The 17,455-nt window shown below is 38.1% G+C and carries 14 protein-coding genes; 3 read left to right on the top strand and 11 right to left on the bottom strand.

The annotated features are described in order from the left end of the window. Positions 1-50: 50 nt before the first annotated feature. Both AAFN64_RS02690 and AAFN64_RS02685 read right to left on the bottom strand, forming a co-directional pair. The gene (locus AAFN64_RS02690) at positions 51-662 is read right to left on the bottom strand and encodes a CDP-alcohol phosphatidyltransferase family protein (protein ID WP_347759199.1); all 612 of its coding nucleotides are present in this window, start codon (positions 660-662) and stop codon (positions 51-53) included. 3 nt (positions 663-665) lie between these two features. Beyond that, entirely contained in the window at positions 666-1,451 is a 786-nt protein-coding gene (locus AAFN64_RS02685; RefSeq protein WP_347759198.1) for a hypothetical protein, read from the bottom strand. A gap of 103 nt (positions 1,452-1,554) precedes the next feature. Here AAFN64_RS02685 and AAFN64_RS02680 point away from each other — a divergent pair, with 103 nt between their 5' ends. From AAFN64_RS02680 to rpe, 3 genes are all read left to right on the top strand, one after another. Continuing rightward, entirely contained in the window at positions 1,555-2,514 is a 960-nt protein-coding gene (locus tag AAFN64_RS02680; RefSeq protein ID WP_300486403.1) for a hypothetical protein, read from the top strand. A 227-nt stretch (positions 2,515-2,741) separates the two neighbouring features. After that, positions 2,742-3,605 carry a sigma-70 family RNA polymerase sigma factor gene (locus AAFN64_RS02675; RefSeq protein ID WP_020212501.1) on the top strand — a complete coding sequence of 288 codons (864 nt, stop codon included), beginning with the start codon at positions 2,742-2,744 and terminating at the stop codon, positions 3,603-3,605. A 232-nt stretch (positions 3,606-3,837) separates the two neighbouring features. Further along, positions 3,838-4,500: a ribulose-phosphate 3-epimerase gene (gene rpe / locus AAFN64_RS02670; RefSeq protein ID WP_347759197.1), complete on the top strand. Its 663-nt coding sequence runs from the start codon at positions 3,838-3,840 to the stop codon at positions 4,498-4,500. A gap of 55 nt (positions 4,501-4,555) precedes the next feature. Here rpe and AAFN64_RS02665 read toward each other — a convergent pair whose 3' ends face one another. The 9 genes from AAFN64_RS02665 to AAFN64_RS02625 all read right to left on the bottom strand — a co-directional run bounded on the left by AAFN64_RS02665 (position 4,556) and on the right by AAFN64_RS02625 (position 17,037). Then, positions 4,556-5,572: a T9SS type A sorting domain-containing protein gene (locus AAFN64_RS02665; protein WP_347759196.1), complete on the bottom strand. Its 1,017-nt coding sequence runs from the start codon at positions 5,570-5,572 to the stop codon at positions 4,556-4,558. A 71-nt stretch (positions 5,573-5,643) separates the two neighbouring features. Further along, positions 5,644-6,063 (bottom strand): CBS domain-containing protein, encoded by a 420-nt coding sequence (locus AAFN64_RS02660; protein ID WP_300486396.1) that lies wholly within the window; start codon positions 6,061-6,063, stop codon positions 5,644-5,646. A 91-nt stretch (positions 6,064-6,154) separates the two neighbouring features. Beyond that, positions 6,155-7,456, bottom strand: a complete 1,302-nt coding sequence (locus AAFN64_RS02655; RefSeq protein WP_347759195.1) for a TolC family protein — start codon at positions 7,454-7,456, stop codon at positions 6,155-6,157. 2 nt (positions 7,457-7,458) lie between these two features. After that, positions 7,459-10,536, bottom strand: a complete 3,078-nt coding sequence (locus AAFN64_RS02650) for an efflux RND transporter permease subunit (protein ID WP_300486392.1) — start codon at positions 10,534-10,536, stop codon at positions 7,459-7,461. A gap of 31 nt (positions 10,537-10,567) precedes the next feature. After that, positions 10,568-11,626: an efflux RND transporter periplasmic adaptor subunit gene (locus AAFN64_RS02645; RefSeq protein WP_347759194.1), complete on the bottom strand. Its 1,059-nt coding sequence runs from the start codon at positions 11,624-11,626 to the stop codon at positions 10,568-10,570. A 175-nt stretch (positions 11,627-11,801) separates the two neighbouring features. Continuing rightward, positions 11,802-12,650 (bottom strand): zinc-dependent peptidase, encoded by an 849-nt coding sequence (locus tag AAFN64_RS02640; protein WP_347759193.1) that lies wholly within the window; start codon positions 12,648-12,650, stop codon positions 11,802-11,804. A 182-nt stretch (positions 12,651-12,832) separates the two neighbouring features. Continuing rightward, positions 12,833-13,831, bottom strand: a complete 999-nt coding sequence (locus AAFN64_RS02635) for a hypothetical protein (protein WP_347759192.1) — start codon at positions 13,829-13,831, stop codon at positions 12,833-12,835. Positions 13,832-14,096: 265 nt separating this feature from the next. Further along, complete coding sequence (locus tag AAFN64_RS02630) at positions 14,097-15,638, bottom strand: serine hydrolase (RefSeq protein WP_347759191.1); 1,542 nt, start codon at positions 15,636-15,638, stop codon at positions 14,097-14,099. 610 nt (positions 15,639-16,248) lie between these two features. Next, positions 16,249-17,037, bottom strand: coding sequence for a hypothetical protein (locus tag AAFN64_RS02625; RefSeq protein WP_347759190.1), 789 nt, complete (start codon positions 17,035-17,037; stop codon positions 16,249-16,251). Positions 17,038-17,455: the final 418 nt, after the last annotated feature.

Below are 17,455 nucleotides of genomic sequence, written 5' to 3'. Positions count from 1 at the left end.
GTGTACCATTTTATTAAAAGGCTAGTATTGCATTTGTACTAGCCTTTTTTTTATTTTTCCGATTCATGAAAAAGAGCATTCTTTTTAAAAGCTATTCCTTTGCGGATTAAGTACGCATGATAAAAACTGGGAACATCATACGTCCATTTGGGCAATAAAAGAATGATCAAAAAAACATCGATATGTGATACCAATCCGAAAAAAACCGCTGTTTTCATCGCCCATCCGCCATAGCCAAAACCAATGATCGAAACAAAAACCGTGAGTAGTGTCAATCCCCATAATTTTGACAAAAAAGCATGGGTACACGTTTCTTTTCCAAACTTTGCAAAGCTAATCACGTAGGTCATCGCTTCCATAACAAACACAATTGCTATCGGAATTTTGTATTCTATAATAATTTCCGGTTGTAATAACCACGAACACCATCCCACACACAACCAGAAAACCAAATCCGTCTGACTATCCATTCGCCGTAATTCCGGTGACGACACACCTGCTTTACGGGCTACGATGCCGTCGAAAATATCCGATAACAAACCCAAAATGATTAAAACCACCAGCTCAAAACGTATGGCTGCTCCAAAACGATAAGTCAGCGCAATCATAACCGGTCCCAAAAGGAACCGGAATACGATCAGTATAATAGGAATCTTTTTCATCGTTTAACTTTTAAATTGCCAGTTCACAAAAGGGAGTCTTCTTTTTCCGTTTGTATTCCATAATCCAAATTGAACCCCTCTCAGGTTTTTGGCATTGTTAAACAAACCGATTTGCAAACCGCGATAATCCTTTGCCACATTCGAAATAGCCAGTTGCAAACCGTTTCCGGTGTCGACCATGTTTGCAATCCCGCAAATTGAAATCCCATTCATCTTTCCGGCACTCAAAATCGCTCCGGTAACCGAAACACCATTCATTTTATTGATTGCCGAAACCACACAAATATTTAAACCATTAACCTGCGCCCCTTGCAGAAATCCGCCCGAACTTATATTTAATCCATTAATCCTGGTGTTTACTACGGTATCTTCTCTGTTCAAAAAACTCCTGCTTATAGAATAACTCTCAAAAGGTTCCTTTCTGGCTGCTACAAAAAAACCTTCAATAGTAATCCCAAGCCCAAATGTAATTAGCGCAGCAGCTATAGGACTTGCTTCGATGTTCAAACCATTTACTTCCTGAAATTTGATCCTACTGTTCCGGTAATGCCCTACTCCTAATGTCAGTCCATTTACTTTTTTAACGCGTCTATGAATCGGAGAAAGACTAAATATCCGAATGCTGTCCCGCGTGTTCATACTTTCAGATTGTTCCTGAGCATATACTTCTTTATGTTCTTCACCAGCCAATGGTACCTGTCGATTTTCGGTGGTAACCATTATGGTATCCTGAGCCAAAACCGTGTTGGAGAGCAACAGGATAAAAAAAGCGACAAATTGTAGTTTCATAATTTTAGCGTTTAAAATTGATAGTCAAACCTATTGCAATTTTCACATACATAATTGTACTTAATGTTATTTAAAAATTTTAAATTTGTGATTATCGCAAATTATGAAAGAACAGGAGATCCTTTTAAAAGCAATCCGAAAACAACTATCGGATCACACTTCGCTCATTAGCGAACTCGCTTCCGTTTTAAATATCAGTTATGATGCCGCGCATCGGCGGATTTCACAAAAAAGTAAATTTACCATAGAAGAAACCGTTACCCTTTGTGGGCATTATAAAATCTCTATGGATAAACTGTTTTTTCGTGATCAGAAAGTAATCGTCGAAAAAACCAGGGAGATTCATTCTATCGAAGATATGATTGCTTATTTTAAACATTCGTCCGAGAAGTTACAATTATTTACGTCCCTTTCCGAAACAAAAATGTATTACTCGGCCAAAGATATTCCGCTCTTTTATACGGCAGATGGTACTTTATTATCCAAATTCAAGCTCTATGTCTGGATCAATCTTCTAACCGGAAATAAAAATCAGCAATCCTTCGAGAAATTTTCAATTGACGGTCAGTTGTCCGAATATACGCAAACGCTGAAAAAAGTATACGAATCCGTTGAAGTACATGAAATCTGGAACGACACGACCATCAATAGTACGCTACAACAAATCCTGTATTTTTTCGAATCCGGACTCGTTAGTTTTCAAAATGCAATCGCTTTGTACGACGATTTAAAAGCCATTATATACAAAGCCGAAAAAAAATGCCTAAACGATCCGTTGTACAATATCTATTATAATGAATTATTAATTTTAAATAACAATGTATTACTAACGGACAATAAGAAACAATCGTTGTTCATTCCATATACCATGTTGGGTTATCTTATAACCGACGATTCCGAAACCTGCTCCGGAACATTACGGTTCTTTTTAAACCAAATTAAAAATTCCAAGTCGCTAAATGTATCCGGCACAAAAGATCGCAAACAATTCTTTAATAAATCCTTACATAAAATTGACTTTTATATGGATCGCTTAAAAAACGAGGTTGCCATCGATTATTAAAAACCGATTGCAATCTGCAGAAAAGTAGCTTACTACCTTTCGATCTTTTTTAGTGTTCCATTCGGAAAAAGCGACCAAAGTTTATAATTATCAAAAAAAAGTAACCCCTTAAAAACAAAGTCTTTACAAAGAATTTACGCTGTTTTAAAAAAAATTAAAAAATTTTGTAACTTTTTTACAACCCATTACGTATAATTACTGAATACTTAAAAAGAGGAGATTCTTAAATGAGACAACTTAAAATTACCAAGCAGGTTACTAACCGTGAAACTGCTTCCTTAGACAAGTACCTACAAGAAATTGGAAAAGTTGACTTGATTACCGCTGATGAAGAGGTAGAATTAGCACAAAGAATTAAAGCCGGAGACCAGAGAGCCTTAGAAAAACTAACCAAGGCGAACTTGCGTTTTGTGGTTTCGGTAGCTAAACAGTATCAGAATCAAGGTTTGACTTTACCCGATTTGATTAACGAAGGGAACTTGGGGTTAATTAAAGCGGCACAACGTTTTGATGAAACACGTGGTTTCAAATTCATTTCCTATGCCGTTTGGTGGATTCGTCAGTCGATCTTACAAGCTTTAGCGGAACAATCCCGTATTGTAAGGTTGCCTTTAAACAAGATTGGTTCGATCAATAAGATCAATAAAATGTATGCTTTGTTAGAGCAATCTAACGAACGTGCTCCTTCTGCAGAGGAAATTGCAAAAGAACTGGACATGACGGTTAATGACGTTAAGGAGAGTATGAAAAACTCCGGTCGTCACCTGTCGATGGATGCTCCGTTAGTGGAAGGAGAAGATTCTAACCTTTACGACGTATTGCGTTCCGGTGAATCACCAAACCCGGATCGGGAATTGATTCACGAATCGTTACGTACGGAAATCGAAAGAGCGTTGGAAACGTTAACACCTCGTGAAGCCGATGTGGTTCGTCTGTATTTCGGATTAGGTGATCAACATCCGATGACACTGGAAGAAATCGGAGAGACTTTTGACCTGACACGGGAACGTGTACGTCAGATCAAAGAAAAAGCAATCCGTCGATTAAAACATACGTCCAGAAGTAAAATCCTAAAAACATATTTAGGATAAAAATTAGGAAAAAATAGAATGTTTATTATATCTTTATAAAATTGAACATTCGTACTAAAAATATTAAACGCAACAACAGTTTCAATAACTGTTCGTTTTTTGATTGATGATTGAAACTCCGGCTGATTACCGGAGTTTTGCTTTTTTAGCCTTTCCCCTACTTTTGCAATTCTTTCATCCGTCAACCATCATAATCCAACATTTCGCTATCTTTGCAAACAAACACAACACAATGAAACATAACATAATTGCCCCTTCTGTCCTTGCAGCGGATTTTGCCAATCTGCAACGTGACATCGAAATGATCAACAACAGTGAGGCCGACTGGTTTCATATTGATATTATGGACGGCGTTTTTGTCCCGAATATCTCTTTTGGAATGCCGGTTCTGGAAGCCATTACCAAACATGCCCGTAAAACGATTGATGTTCACCTGATGATTGTCGATCCGGATCGTTATATCAAAACTTTTAAAGATCTTGGCGCCAATATTCTTACGGTTCACTACGAAGCTTCTACGCATTTACACCGTACCTTACAAGCGATAAAAGCCGAAGGCATGAAAGCCGGAGTTGCTTTAAATCCGCATACCAACGTAGCACTATTAGAAGATGTGATCAACGATATCGACATGGTCTGTTTAATGAGCGTTAATCCCGGATTTGGAGGTCAGTCGTTTATTGAAAACACGTATAAAAAAATCAAACAGTTAAAAGAAATCATCAACCGAAATAACGCTTCGACTTTAATCGAAATTGACGGTGGTGTAACCAATCAGAACGCCCGACAGCTAATCGAGGCCGGAGCCGATGTTCTGGTGGCCGGTAGCTATGTTTTTAAGACTTCCGATCCAATTGCAACGATTGCCGATTTAAAAAAGATTACCTCTTTATAAAAAACAAAAGCAGCCTCTCCGGGCTGCTTTTTTATTATCTTATGATCAATAAATCTTATTCTTTAACCAGTTTTGTTTTTACGATCTCATTGTTATCGACATCAAAAGTCTTCACAAGATAAACACCTCTGTTTAACGCTTCAATGTTTACCGGATAATTGTCAGCATCTGCCAATGTCAATTTCTGATCCAACACTTTTGCCCCTTTTAAATCGTAAATTTCAACACGTCCCGGAACGGCCTGAGTCGCATTATAGTTCACTTTAAGATTCAACACATTTGTGGCCGGGTTCGGATATAATAGCATTTTATTATTCGTTACAAAGCTTTCAGTACCTAAGAAAGCCTGATAGTTCAGAATAAAAGGCATATCCATCGCCTGCGTCGATCCGGCATCTACAATTCCGGCCCAAGCCGTACCACTGTACTGTTTTGCATTCCAACCTGCTAAACTAAGCGAGCCCGGTACTGTAACAGCTGGAAAGAAAATCGACGAATCATTAGTAGCGTGCACCTGAAAATCTATCCAGTAGGTCCCCGGTGCCAGAGTAGCTGTTAGGTTCCCGCTAATACGCCATAATTTACGTGTTGTTCCAGGCGTATTGTTTCCAATACGATACATATTGGCTTCCCCACTGGCACCAGCATTGTAAATATTGGCTGTCATATTACCCGCTACCAACGTCGATGTTACTACAGACGGATCTCCATTCCAAATTTGAACACGCATTTGATCAATTGGAGGTGTCGTTCCTGCATAACTTGTCTGATAGCAAAACAAATCCACAGTCGTTAAATTCATCGTCGAAGTCACCGTGAAGTTATCTGCAATACGAAGGTTACTACCAGTCGTACTAAAAATAGCACCGAATCCCAGGTTCGTATTCGAAACCCCACCTACCGATTGCAATTCACTCCAAGTATATCCTGTTGGTGATGCAGTCGAACCGTTAGTGGTTGTCGTTCCCGTAGTGAGTCCGCCATTTGTATAAAACCCCTGCGCGGAAGCAGTAAGTCCCATTAAAGCCAGTGTTAACATGGCCAAAAATTTCTTTTGAGTAGTTTTTTTCATAATATCCAATTAATTGTTTGATCAATTAAAATTAACAATTATTTTGAATATTATATTGTTTTTAATAAAATTTAATATTGATTAATTAAATATTTAATTAAATCAGTCGTAGTAACGATACCAACCAGTAAATCTCCCTCAACTACCGGTAAAGCATGGAATTCTTTTGCTGCCAATATTTCGGCTGCTTCTTTAATGGTCGTATCCGGAGAAATGGTAACCAGTTTTTTGGCCATCACCTGTTCTATGGTAAACATATTATAAACGGTAATATCGATAATTTCGTCGTCGTCGTCAATTGCATCGGCAAACGAAATTCGCAACAGATCGGTATAACTCAGCATCCCGATAATGGCATTTCCATTTACCACCGGGATATGTCTGATGTTATTTTTTTTGAAAAGCATTTCGGCTTTGGTTAAATCGTCCGTAAGGTTGAGTTTAACCACATTTTTAGTCATAATAGACGATACAGGAACACGATGTTTCATAGCTATATGTTTTTGATTATGAACTAATTTAGCCCAATAAAATTACAAAAACATTGACAAAAATCATATTCTGTCACCTACTATATGCCTATTAAAATGTAACCGACCCGGTTAGTTCTTTTAAAGCCACTTCGGAAATTTTCGCCTGATAACGCGCCGCATTATGACGGGTACGAGCGGTAATGTAGTTTAACTGCGCGTTTCGGAATTCTATCGTAGTAATCGTTCCTATTTTGAATTTATCCAGCGTAATATCCAGATTTTGTCGCGCTATGTCTTCGTTTTTTTCTTCCAACTCCTTTAACTCCAAATTGGTCAAATACGATTGAAATACGGTTGTTAATTGCGTATTCAGGCTCTGTTTTTGCTTGTCCAACAGGAATTGTGTGTTTTCAACCTGAAGGTTGGCAATTTTCTCATTGCGGTGTTGCAAAAACCCGTTAAAGATGTTCAATGTCGCACTTAATCCATAGTTAAATCCTTTGGAAGAAGATTGGGTAACGAAACCAAGACTGGATTCCGTTTCGGCAAAATTATAGCCCGTATTTAATTTGATCACAGGATACCTATTGGCCTTTACCTGTTTTAAATCCAGTTCGGCAACCCTTTTATTAATTATAGCTAACTGAATATCCGGGTTTTGCTTTTCGGCCAGACTCATCAAATTTTTCAATTCCAATTTGCTATCAATATGAACCGTTTCCTCAACTCGGTACGTCGTGGTTCGGTCGCGAACGAGTAATTCGTTTAGCAGCGTTATGGTATTCGCATACAATTGCTTTTGCTTGACCAGATTCGTCACATCAGTATTGAGATCGACCTGAGCATTTAAAACTTCCAATTTGGATGCCTTTCCAATTTTATAACGATTATCTGCTGTTTGTAGTCGTTGTTTTGAAATCACTACAGCGGTATCCAATGTTGCCAGCATTTGTTGTTGCTGTACCAAATCGTAATAGGTCGACAACACATCGGCCACTTTGGTCACAATAGCCGATTTTAATTGTGTTTCCCCTTGTTTTTCAAGTTCTTTTAATTGATCATAACGTGCGAACATACGCAAACCATCAAATATGGTCCAGCCTAAGGTAACACCATAGTTCAAACTATTGTTCTTGGCATTATTCAATTCTCTTTGTGTACCATCAGCCTGCGTTTGTGTTGAATTTTGCTGATTATTATTCTTTGTCAACGTTGCATCCAACCTTGGCAACATCCCGGCATTGGCAGCCCCTACATTTTTTTCACTGATCTTCGCCTGATTTGTCGCGATCAGAATGTCGTAATTGTTTTTTAACGCGATCTCAACGGCTTCCTTGGCAGTCAGAATTTCCTGTGCCTTTACCAGATTTGTCGTTGCAATTGCGAATATAACAAACAGATAATGTTTCATAATTAGTCTTTAATATTATCAAATTCCGGGCGGTGTTTACGCTCTCTCGACCACATCAGGTAAATCGCCGGAATCACAAATAATGTCAATATTAACGAGAAGATGGTTCCTCCTACAATTACCACTCCCATCCCCATACGGCTTTGCGAAGCAGCACCCAACGATAACGCGATCGGTAAGGCTCCTAATGCGATGGCCAAACTGGTCATTAAAATCGGACGCAAACGGGATTCGGCGGCTTCTACAATCGCATCGTATTTGCTCTTACCCTGTTCCCGGAGTTGGTTCGCAAATTCGACGATCAGGATACCGTTTTTCGTTACCAGTCCGATTAACATAATCGTACCAATCTGACTAAATATATTCCACGTCTGACCAAATAGCCATAGGGAAAACAAGGCTCCTGCAACCGCCATCGGAACGGTTAAAATAATAATAAACGGATCGATAAAACTTTCGAACTGCGCGGCAAGAATCAGGAAAATCAACAGTAAAGCCAGTCCGAAAGCGAATGATGTATTCGAACTACTTTCCACAAAGTCACGGGATTCTCCCCCTAAATCGGTTGTAAAAGTATCGTCCAGCACTTTTGCTTTTACGCGTTCCATCGCATCAATACCATCACCAAGACTTTTACCCGGTGCCAATCCCGCCGAAACGGTAGCCGACATATAACGGTTGTTATGATAAAGCTGAGGCGGACTACTTTGTTCTTCAATTTTCACTACGTTATCCAATTGAATCAGCTTTCCGTCTTTGTTACGAACAAACATCGATGTCAAATCCATTGGCGCACTACGGTCTTTTTTGTCGAATTGCCCCATTACCTGGTATTGCTTTCCGTTCATCATAAAATAACCAAAACGCTGACCACTCAATGAAAGTTGCAAAGTTTGCGCTACATCAATAACCGAGATCCCCATACTCTCCGCTTTTTCACGATCGATACTCACATAAATCTCCGGTTTGTTGAATTTCAGGTTTACATCCGTAATCGAGAACGTCGGATCTTTGGCCACTTCGTCCATAAATTCCGGAATTTTTTCTTCCAGTTTTTTAAAGTTCGGCGCCTGAATAATATATTGTATCGGAAGTCCTCCTCTACGGTTTACAGCAATGGTCGGCGATTCGGAAACCGCTACTTTGGCTTCGGAATACTGTCGGGTCCATTTCGACAAATCATCGGTGATTTCTTTTTGGGATCTTTTTCGCTGATCCGGTTCTACTAATGACAAACGTGCCACACCACTATTTACAGAAGCCGATCCAAATCCGGGTGATGTAATGATCAAACTAACTTTTTTCTCCGGTACCGAGTCATTAATCAAATCGGTTAGCTCACTCATAAAACGATCCATATAATCGTAGGTCGCTCCTTCCGGTGCGGTTACCCGCATGGTGATATAACTACGGTCGTCATACGGTGCCGTTTCTTTTTGTAAGGTTTTAAAGAATAATACAATCAATCCGATACATCCAATCAAAATCGGAAAACTTAGCCATTTGCGCTTTAAAAAGGTAACCAATGACGCTGCGTAGCCTTTGTTCATTTTTTCAAAGTACGGCTCGGTCAGGTTATAGAATTTTGTTTTTTTCTGCTCGCCACCTTTCATCAGGTAGGCATTTAACATTGGTGTTAGCGTTAACGATACAAAGGCCGATATCAATACTGCCGCACCGATCACCACTCCAAATTCCCGGAACAAACGTCCTACGAATCCTTCAAGGAAAATTACCGGTAAGAATACCGCGGCCAGCGTAATGGAAATCGAGATCACGGCAAAAAAGATTTCGTTCGAACCTTTTACAGCCGCTTCAATCGGCGACATTCCTTCTTCTACTTTTTTAAAGATATTTTCGGTTACTACGATACCGTCGTCAACCACCAAACCGGTTGCCAGAACGATCGCCAATAGGGTTAATACGTTAACCGAGAATCCGAAAATATACATGATAAAGAAGGTCGCAACCAGTGATACCGGAATATCAATCAACGGTCGGAAGGCAATCGCCCAATCCCGAAAAAACACATAAATGATCAATACTACAAGGATAACCGATAACAACAGGGTTTCGGCTACTTCCAAAATTGCTTTTTTAACGAAAACCGTATTATCGATGGCGATATTCAGTTTAAAATCTTTCGGTAAGTCTTTTTTGAGCTGGTCGTATTGCACATAAAACTTTTCGGCAATGTCCAGATAATTCGTTCCCGGCTGTGGAATAATCGCCAAACCAACCATCGGCTGACCGGAATCGCTCAGTTTTGTTTCCAGGTTTTCGGCTTCCAGAGAGGCTTTTCCAACGTCGCTCAAACGAACGATATTGTCACCATTGGCACGAATGATAATTTTATTAAATTCTTCTTCGGTTGATAAATTCCCGATCGTTTTTACCGTAAGTTCGGTATTGTCTCCGGTTAATTTCCCCGAAGGTAATTCTACATTTTGTTTGTTTAAGGCCTCGCGCACATCGGAAACCGTACAACCATAGGAAGCCAGTTTTACCGGATCGATCCACAAACGCATCGCATATTTACGTTGTCCCCAAATCTGTACGCTACTCACGCCCGGAATGGTTTGCAAACGCTGTGCAATCACGTTATCGGCATAATCACTTAGTTCCAGTACGTTTTTATTATCACTCTGAACCGTCATTGTAATAATCGGATCCGAATCGGCATCGGCTTTCGAAACCACCGGCGGCGCATCGATGTCCTGTGGTAAGCTTCGTACCGCCTGCGACACTTTGTCCCTTACGTCGTTTGCGGCTTCTTCAAGATTTTTATCAAGGTTGAACTCAATCGTGATATTACTACTTCCCTGATTACTCGAGGAAGTGATATTCCGAATACCGTCGATCGAGTTGATCGCTTTTTCGAGCGGTTCGGTAATTTGCGACTCAATAATATCGGCATTAGCTCCGGTATAACTGGTTCGAACGGATATCTGCGCCGGGTCGATCGAAGGAAATTCCCGTACGCCCAGATAGGTATATCCGATGATTCCGAACAATATCAACATCAGGTTGATTACGATCGTTAAAACCGGTCTTTTGATACTTGTCGTAGATAAACTCATGTTTCAGTGCTTTAATAGGTGAGGCTTCGCATTAGTTTTTGATCGCAACTTTAACCGGCATATCGTTTTTAAGTGTCATCACACCACTGGTCAATACCGTGTCGCCCGTTTTTAAGCCCGATGTGATCAGGATATCTTTGGCCGTACGCGGTCCGGTTTCTACAATAACTTCTTTGGCTTTACCTTTTTCGGCTATAAATATTTTTTTACCGTTCTGAATCGGAATCAACGCTTCGGTTGGCACCAACAAGGCATCATTAATGCTTTCCAGCGGAAGTGCAACATCGGCATAGGTTCCCGGTAGTAATTTTCCATCCGGATTTTGTGCCAGTGCCCGCATCTGAAGGGTTCGGGTCGAAACGTCCACACCCGGTTCGATGGCATATATTTTGGCTTTAAAGACATCTTTTGATCCGGCTATCGTAAACGAAATAGTCGCATCCTTTTTCATTTGGGTTGCGTATTTTTCCGGTATTGAAAAGGTGATTTTTACCTGACTCATGTTGACCAGGTTCGCCACTACGGTTGTTGGTGTTACATAGGTTCCTTTTGAAATCGCCCGTAATCCTATTTTTCCGGAGAAAGGTGCTTTTACACTGGTTTTGGCTAATTGTGCCTGAATCAGTTGCGTTTGCGCCTGAGTAGAACGCAGTGTGGCGTTGGCCGTATCGTATTCTTCCTGACTGATGGCTTCTTTTTGCAATAACAAGCGGGCTCTTCTTTCGTTTTCCGCAGCCAGTGCCTGTTGGGTTTTGGCCTGCGCCAGTTGTGCCCGAAGTTCGCTATCGTTAATTTTAAATAACACCTGTCCCTGTGTTACCGGGGTTCCTTCGTTAAAATTGATACTTTCCACGATTCCGGAAACTTCACTTCTGATTTCCACCTGTTCGTTCGCTTCAATGGAACCCGACAGGGATAAATTATCGGAAAACACTTGTGGTTTCAACACAATTCCGGAGACTTTTGTAGCGTTTTTACCTTCGCCTTTTTTACCGCCATCCCCTTTTTCTTTATTGGCCGAAACGCGATAGAATATCATTCCGCCCAACACTATAATCAGAACGAGATATACAATATGTTTACCTTTCATAGTATCGTAATGTAGTTTTTTGTATTGCTTTATTTGTATAAACAACAAAGCTAATTTTTAAATGCTGTATTCGTCCCTACATTAAATTTAATTTAACACTATTTTTAGAATTTTAAATATCTGATAATGTAGTCACAACATTTCGGCATCTTTTTGTTGTTTTTTCAACCCTGTCTTAGCGTTCTCTAAAGTTAATCATCTTTTTTATATGATCATATACTATCGGGAAATGATCGCGGAATGTTTCCGGGGTTTCAAAAAAGTGTTCCAACAATACGGCCAGAAATTCATATCGGTTTTCAAAAGCGTATTCCCTAAAATAACCCGATTCCCGGATTTGCTCACTATACTCCGGATTTTTTAATTCCTGCAAGATTTTTGCAAACATTTTTTCAAATAATATGGCGCTCACATGATTGCTTTTAGCACACTGAAAATGTAGCGCATGAGTAAATTCATGCAATCCCAGATTACGGTTGTCGTGTGCATCCTGATAACCGGCGACAAAATCTTCCCAGGAAAAAGCTATTGTTTTTAATGCCGGGTTAAATTCCCCTATATGATACGCCTGATTTAATGCCGAATAATATTTTGAAGGAAAGACTACAATTTTAGTAAAAACGGTATACAGGTAGTTGCGCATCCCGAAAGTGAGCATCACCGAAGTTGCAGCAATCAATACTTTAACTTCTTCGGTGATTGGTTGCCCTTGCTGACCGATAAATTGGTATTTTGAGATAAAACGTTTGACACGATGTTCAAAATAGACCTGGTATTTTGGCGATAACTTCCGGTAAAACGGAAATTGAGTTTGTAGCACAAACAATTCTTTATCGGTTAATTGCTGTGGAAAAAGATAAAAATGGACGTAAAAAGGCTTTTTAAAAAAATAGGCATAAAACAGTTCGACCAATCGGATACCATACGCCAACAAGATCATCAGAACAATCGCCATAGCACTCCACATCACGATCAAATCATCTTCCTCCGCGGAAGCCGCAACCAAAAAATAAAGCGCTTTCATAGCAATGATCAAGAAATTTAGAAAAGGAGTTTTTACTGATTCTTACAAAGAAATGATTTTTATTTGTTTCTATCAAACGTTATTGTTTCTCTTTGTATTCCCTGTTTTCCCGAAAATTGATTTTGCGTCCGATTAAAAAGAAGGTTGCTTTGTAATGGTTTCCACCTTTACAACAGTTCCATTTACAAGCAATCACAAGATTGTTTTAGATAAGTGCTTTTTGCTATTGTCTTTGCCCCTGAATCTACTTTAAGTACTAATTTATGCCAACTTGTTAGCTCATTATTGGCTTTATACAACGAAACTTCCAGATCATTTTCGTGTAAAAACTCTAAAAATGCATTTTGGTAATTTCTTATAGGAAAACTCTTATTTTCTATTTTTTTATACTTCTTTTCTAAACTTTGTCTAAAGTTTTTTCTTCTAACATTATTCGAATAAATTTCTCTTAGTTTTTCTAAGGTCTGAAGATTATCAGCCGATATTGCATAAACGCCGATATTAGAAACCAGTAAATGAACGGGCAGTGATGGATCGCGGTTTCCATTGTTTCTTATAAAATTATGTCCGGAATAGAATTTATCCAACATAAAGAGATCGGTAGCCGAAAACATTGCATAATAACTTTTAAGATGACAATGTATCCCACCAAATAATAAGGGACATTTCGAATAGTTGACATGATTACTTCCTGTATTTTTTTCGGGCACTTCCGATACTACAAGACTTTTCTTTTCATTTACAGACAAATTAAAACCTTGTTCCTTTACGCCATCCAGTACTTGAGGCATTTTCAAATATCGAATCGCTTTTTTAAATTTAACACTCTTAAACAAGTCGTTAAGTTGGTTACAATGCGACTCGTTATTTAGCCGTTTCTGATCCGGAATTAAACTTTTTAAACAGTGGTTTGAATGTCTATCAGTAGGTGATTCAATAGTATTCCTACGTTCAAAACAGCGCGACTTGTAAGCGTGACTTTCCCGGAACATTTTTGACAAGTCCTCTCCGGAATACCTTTTATTAGAAGCCGTTGAAAGTTTCTTTTGATCAAACCATTTTTCCAGAATCGCTTCCCTTACTTTTATTTTTTTTGTATGGCTTACAACTTTCTCTTTCAGCTCGCAACCTATAAATAAAATCAGGAGTATAAAAATCCATATTTTAAAAATTGCTTTCATAATTCACTATAAATTAGACCATAACCAAATATTCTCAAATAAAAGAAGAATACATAATGATAAGACATAAATGGAATTATTTTGAGCTAAAAGTTCGTTAGAATATATACAAACGAACAAGTACCACCATAATAGTATGAAACGATTATTCCTAAAGCAGAAGTCTATAAAGTAGAAAAGGACAAACCAATGGTTTGTCCTTTTTTTGTGAACTTTAGGTATAAATCTGAATTTTTAATTGAAAATCTATACCCTGGTATTTTAGTTATTTTTTGTTTACATCCCGATCAAATAGCACCGGTTTTTCGTAATCATTCATAAAAATTCCTATCGTCTGGATTTTACCGTCGACATCGGTAGCAAAATTAAACATCATCGTACTCTGTTCGGCATCCACTTTTCCGTTTTTATCTATTGACCTTGGATCAAAAATATCATAATGAAAGTGTTTCAGTATGATTTCCTCTTCTCCTAATTTTGTATACAAACTCTTATCCCGAAAAGCTATTTTGATGGTTCCATAGCTAGGATTCGTAAAGGATCCTGCGTAATCTTTTAAAGGATGTGATGGTTTTGTATTTGGGACGGGCATCTTTTTAGTTTCCTTTTTTGCCTGAAGTGCTTTTTCTGCAGCTGTTGCTTTTACTTCACCATTCCAGTCCTCCGGTTTTAAATTGAGCATTCTATCCGCAATAGAATTACAAACTATCATCGGAACTTTCGATACATCTTGATTTGTCAGGACAACAATCCCTAACTTATCCGAAGGGAAAAAGGCAACATTCGCCGAAAACCCGTTAATATTACCGCCATGTTCTACTACATAGTGTCCTCTATAGGAACCGATCATCCAACCCAAACCATAATTGGCTAAAAAAATGTCGCTATGCTTATCCGGCAAATCAGCACTCATAACCATTTGAGAACTCATCGCTTCGGTGATGTAGTTTTTTGGCAGGATTTCTTTTCCTTTAAAAGATCCGTCGTTAATCCACACCTTTAACCAGTTGGCCATATCGTTTACACTACTGTTGATACTTCCTGCCGGTCCCATTCCGTTAATGTTGTAGTAATCGATCTTTTTAATCGTATTATCTTTTTCTAACGTATAGGGTAAAGCGGCATCGCTATCATTCTGAAACGTTTTAATATCGGTATTCGAACGGGTCATTTCCAATGGAATAAAAAGTTTTTCTTTTATATTTTCTTCCCATGTTTTACCACTAAACCGCTCTGCAATCATACCCTGTGCCAGATACATAAAATTATTATAGAACCATTTTTCGCGAACAGCTGCGCTCGGTTGCATATACCTGACACGTGAAATAATACTATCTCTATTTTTGGTGTTAAATAAATACCAGGATAAATCGTATCGGGAAAGTCCCGTTCTGTGTGCCATCAGATCTCTTAGAATAATCTGATTGTTCATTTCGTTATTATAAAAGCGCAACTGCGGCAACAAGTCGACCGCCTTATCTTCGAATGTCAGTTTGCCTTCTTTTCTAAGCAACCCCAATAAAGAAGCCGTAAAAGCCTTACTACTGGAACCTATAGCAAAAAGCGTGTTGGTTGTGACCGGCTTTTTGTTTTCGACGTCGCGATAACCAAATCCTTTGCTATAAATCACGTCATTTCCTTTTACTACAGCCACTGCAAAACCTGCAATATGTTGGTCTTTTAAAACGCTTGTCAGTACGGAATCGATGCTTGAAAAGGAATCATTATTACGATTTGCTTTTTGTATCTGAGCCAGTCCGGAAACTGAAATAAGCAAACTAAAAAGATAGGCTAAAGAAAGCTTCATAAGGTCTTATGTTTCTCCAAAACTACACTTTTTTTTTGCGTTGAAAAAAACTATTTTTCAAGGAATTACAATATGTAAAAACAGATTTTACCTACAAATTCTACATTAGTTTTAAGCCTACAAAAAAGCCTGCAAAAATTTTGCAGGCTTTTTTGTGAACCTTATGATCCAAAATTCGAACCAATTATTGGAAGATTTGAAATCCCTTAGTGAATTAATCGCTGCATGATTTTAGAAGATAGTTGCAGAGAAAGAGGGTATTGAACCTCTTTCCTGTATAACCCTATTTATAGCCCTTCAATATTTTTTCTCAATAAATGGTAACGTTTTGGTAACATAATTACTGTCATCATTAGGCAGTTGTTGTCACATCTACAATATAAACACCTCATTACAAATGCAATAACACTATTAAATCAACGCTACTCATTGACCTTTCTGATCCATTCGAGCAAAAACATGCATTAAACTATGGAAAACCTAGTTTGTTAAGAGTAAGAAAATTTTCAGATGAAACGAATAAAAAGCTAAACAATTATAAAAATGTAGTTTAACTTTTACTCAACTTTTTGTTTGCACATTCACTAAATGGTTATCTATAAATTTGTTGTTACCCGAAAAGATCTTTTAGTTTTTCAAATAAACTTTTCTTCTTCGCTGTTTCGGGTAAATATGACGGATCAGTAATTATGTCAGCCTCCTTTTCTTCAACGGATTCCGATTTGTTTAAAGCTCCGGTTATGGCGTCCTCATTTGCCATATAATAATCTAAAAAGGAACTGTTTAGTTCGTTGATCAAATTGTTATCATTTGGATACTGATCGATGATGTTTTTTATTGTTTTTAAACCGTTCAGCCAGTTTTGATATTTTTCCCGGAAGTACGCTTCTTTATTTTTAATCGTACTGGGAATAAAATGAAAACTCGCCGTATGATTACGCAGCGTTTGTTGGAAAAAAATAAGCATCAATGTTGTAAAACTATTGGTTCGAACGGAAAGATTTTCGCCGTCTTTTTCATCCCAATACTCACTCATAATCCATACTTCGGGGTTTTCTTCATCCGAATAGATTAGAGAAATATAGTCATTTCGCCTTTCAGAAATAACAAAAAAATCCTTTTCTATTTGTAAAGCATTTTCTTTAAATACTTCATTCGCAAAAGAATTGATATAGTCCAAGCTTTCAAAAGCCATATCTTCAGCATCCATAAATTCGAATAAGAATTTTTTTCCGATACTTCTCAAATAAGCTTCATAAGCCGCAGGAATTGCGCCTTTTTCATTCTTTAGCTTTTCAATATCTTGATCATTGCATCCGACAATCCCCTTTTTTTTATCAATTTCTAAAAGCAGTAAATATTTTTTAAGCGTATCAAAAAAATCCTGGTATATTTTCATGAGTAAATAAATTAGGGGTGTCTGCAAATATATCGAAAAGACAAACAAAAAGGAGGAAAGGAAATAGATTTAAAAATTCATTTTTAGCGGATTATGCTGGAGCTGTAATTTTGTTTCGTGCCATAAAAACACTTATTTTGTAGCATATTTTTTACCCCTGCTGGTGCGAGCATCTTGCTCGTGTCCGCTCTATTTATTCACATCAATGTGTAGAATAAGCACCATTTCTCAACAACAAGATTTCCACCATTAGCTTTTCTAGTGTCAATGGTAGTTTTAAATATGCGCATGTCATTACGACTTCCTGGAAAACCGCAATAGGTACGCTATAAATTAAATGATTCAAAATCAATAATTTACAAAACAAAAAAACCTTATAACACAAAATTCGAACCAATTATTGGAAGATTTGAAATTC

The organism is Flavobacterium sp. CAU 1735 (assembly GCF_039888695.1).
In the GTDB taxonomy this organism is placed as follows: Bacteria; Bacteroidota; Bacteroidia; order Flavobacteriales; family Flavobacteriaceae; genus Flavobacterium.
The sequence above is the reverse complement of the archived record's forward strand: the minus strand, read 5'-3'. Positions and strand labels throughout refer to the sequence as shown.

Excerpts from the sequence above, each read along its gene's own strand:
- AAFN64_RS02690 (WP_347759199.1), bottom strand. The coding sequence starts at position 662 with ATGAAAAAGATTCCTATTATACTGATCGTATTCCGGTTCCTTTTGGGA.
- AAFN64_RS02685 (WP_347759198.1), bottom strand. The coding sequence starts at position 1,451 with ATGAAACTACAATTTGTCGCTTTTTTTATCCTGTTGCTCTCCAACACG.
- AAFN64_RS02680 (WP_300486403.1), top strand. The coding sequence starts at position 1,555 with ATGAAAGAACAGGAGATCCTTTTAAAAGCAATCCGAAAACAACTATCG.
- AAFN64_RS02675 (WP_020212501.1), top strand. The coding sequence starts at position 2,742 with ATGAGACAACTTAAAATTACCAAGCAGGTTACTAACCGTGAAACTGCT.
- rpe (WP_347759197.1), top strand. The coding sequence starts at position 3,838 with ATGAAACATAACATAATTGCCCCTTCTGTCCTTGCAGCGGATTTTGCC.
- AAFN64_RS02665 (WP_347759196.1), bottom strand. The coding sequence starts at position 5,572 with ATGAAAAAAACTACTCAAAAGAAATTTTTGGCCATGTTAACACTGGCT.
- AAFN64_RS02660 (WP_300486396.1), bottom strand. The coding sequence starts at position 6,063 with ATGAAACATCGTGTTCCTGTATCGTCTATTATGACTAAAAATGTGGTT.
- AAFN64_RS02655 (WP_347759195.1), bottom strand. The coding sequence starts at position 7,456 with ATGAAACATTATCTGTTTGTTATATTCGCAATTGCAACGACAAATCTG.
- AAFN64_RS02650 (WP_300486392.1), bottom strand. The coding sequence starts at position 10,536 with ATGAGTTTATCTACGACAAGTATCAAAAGACCGGTTTTAACGATCGTA.
- AAFN64_RS02645 (WP_347759194.1), bottom strand. The coding sequence starts at position 11,626 with ATGAAAGGTAAACATATTGTATATCTCGTTCTGATTATAGTGTTGGGC.
- AAFN64_RS02640 (WP_347759193.1), bottom strand. The coding sequence starts at position 12,650 with ATGAAAGCGCTTTATTTTTTGGTTGCGGCTTCCGCGGAGGAAGATGAT.
- AAFN64_RS02635 (WP_347759192.1), bottom strand. The coding sequence starts at position 13,831 with ATGAAAGCAATTTTTAAAATATGGATTTTTATACTCCTGATTTTATTT.
- AAFN64_RS02630 (WP_347759191.1), bottom strand. The coding sequence starts at position 15,638 with ATGAAGCTTTCTTTAGCCTATCTTTTTAGTTTGCTTATTTCAGTTTCC.
- AAFN64_RS02625 (WP_347759190.1), bottom strand. The coding sequence starts at position 17,037 with ATGAAAATATACCAGGATTTTTTTGATACGCTTAAAAAATATTTACTG.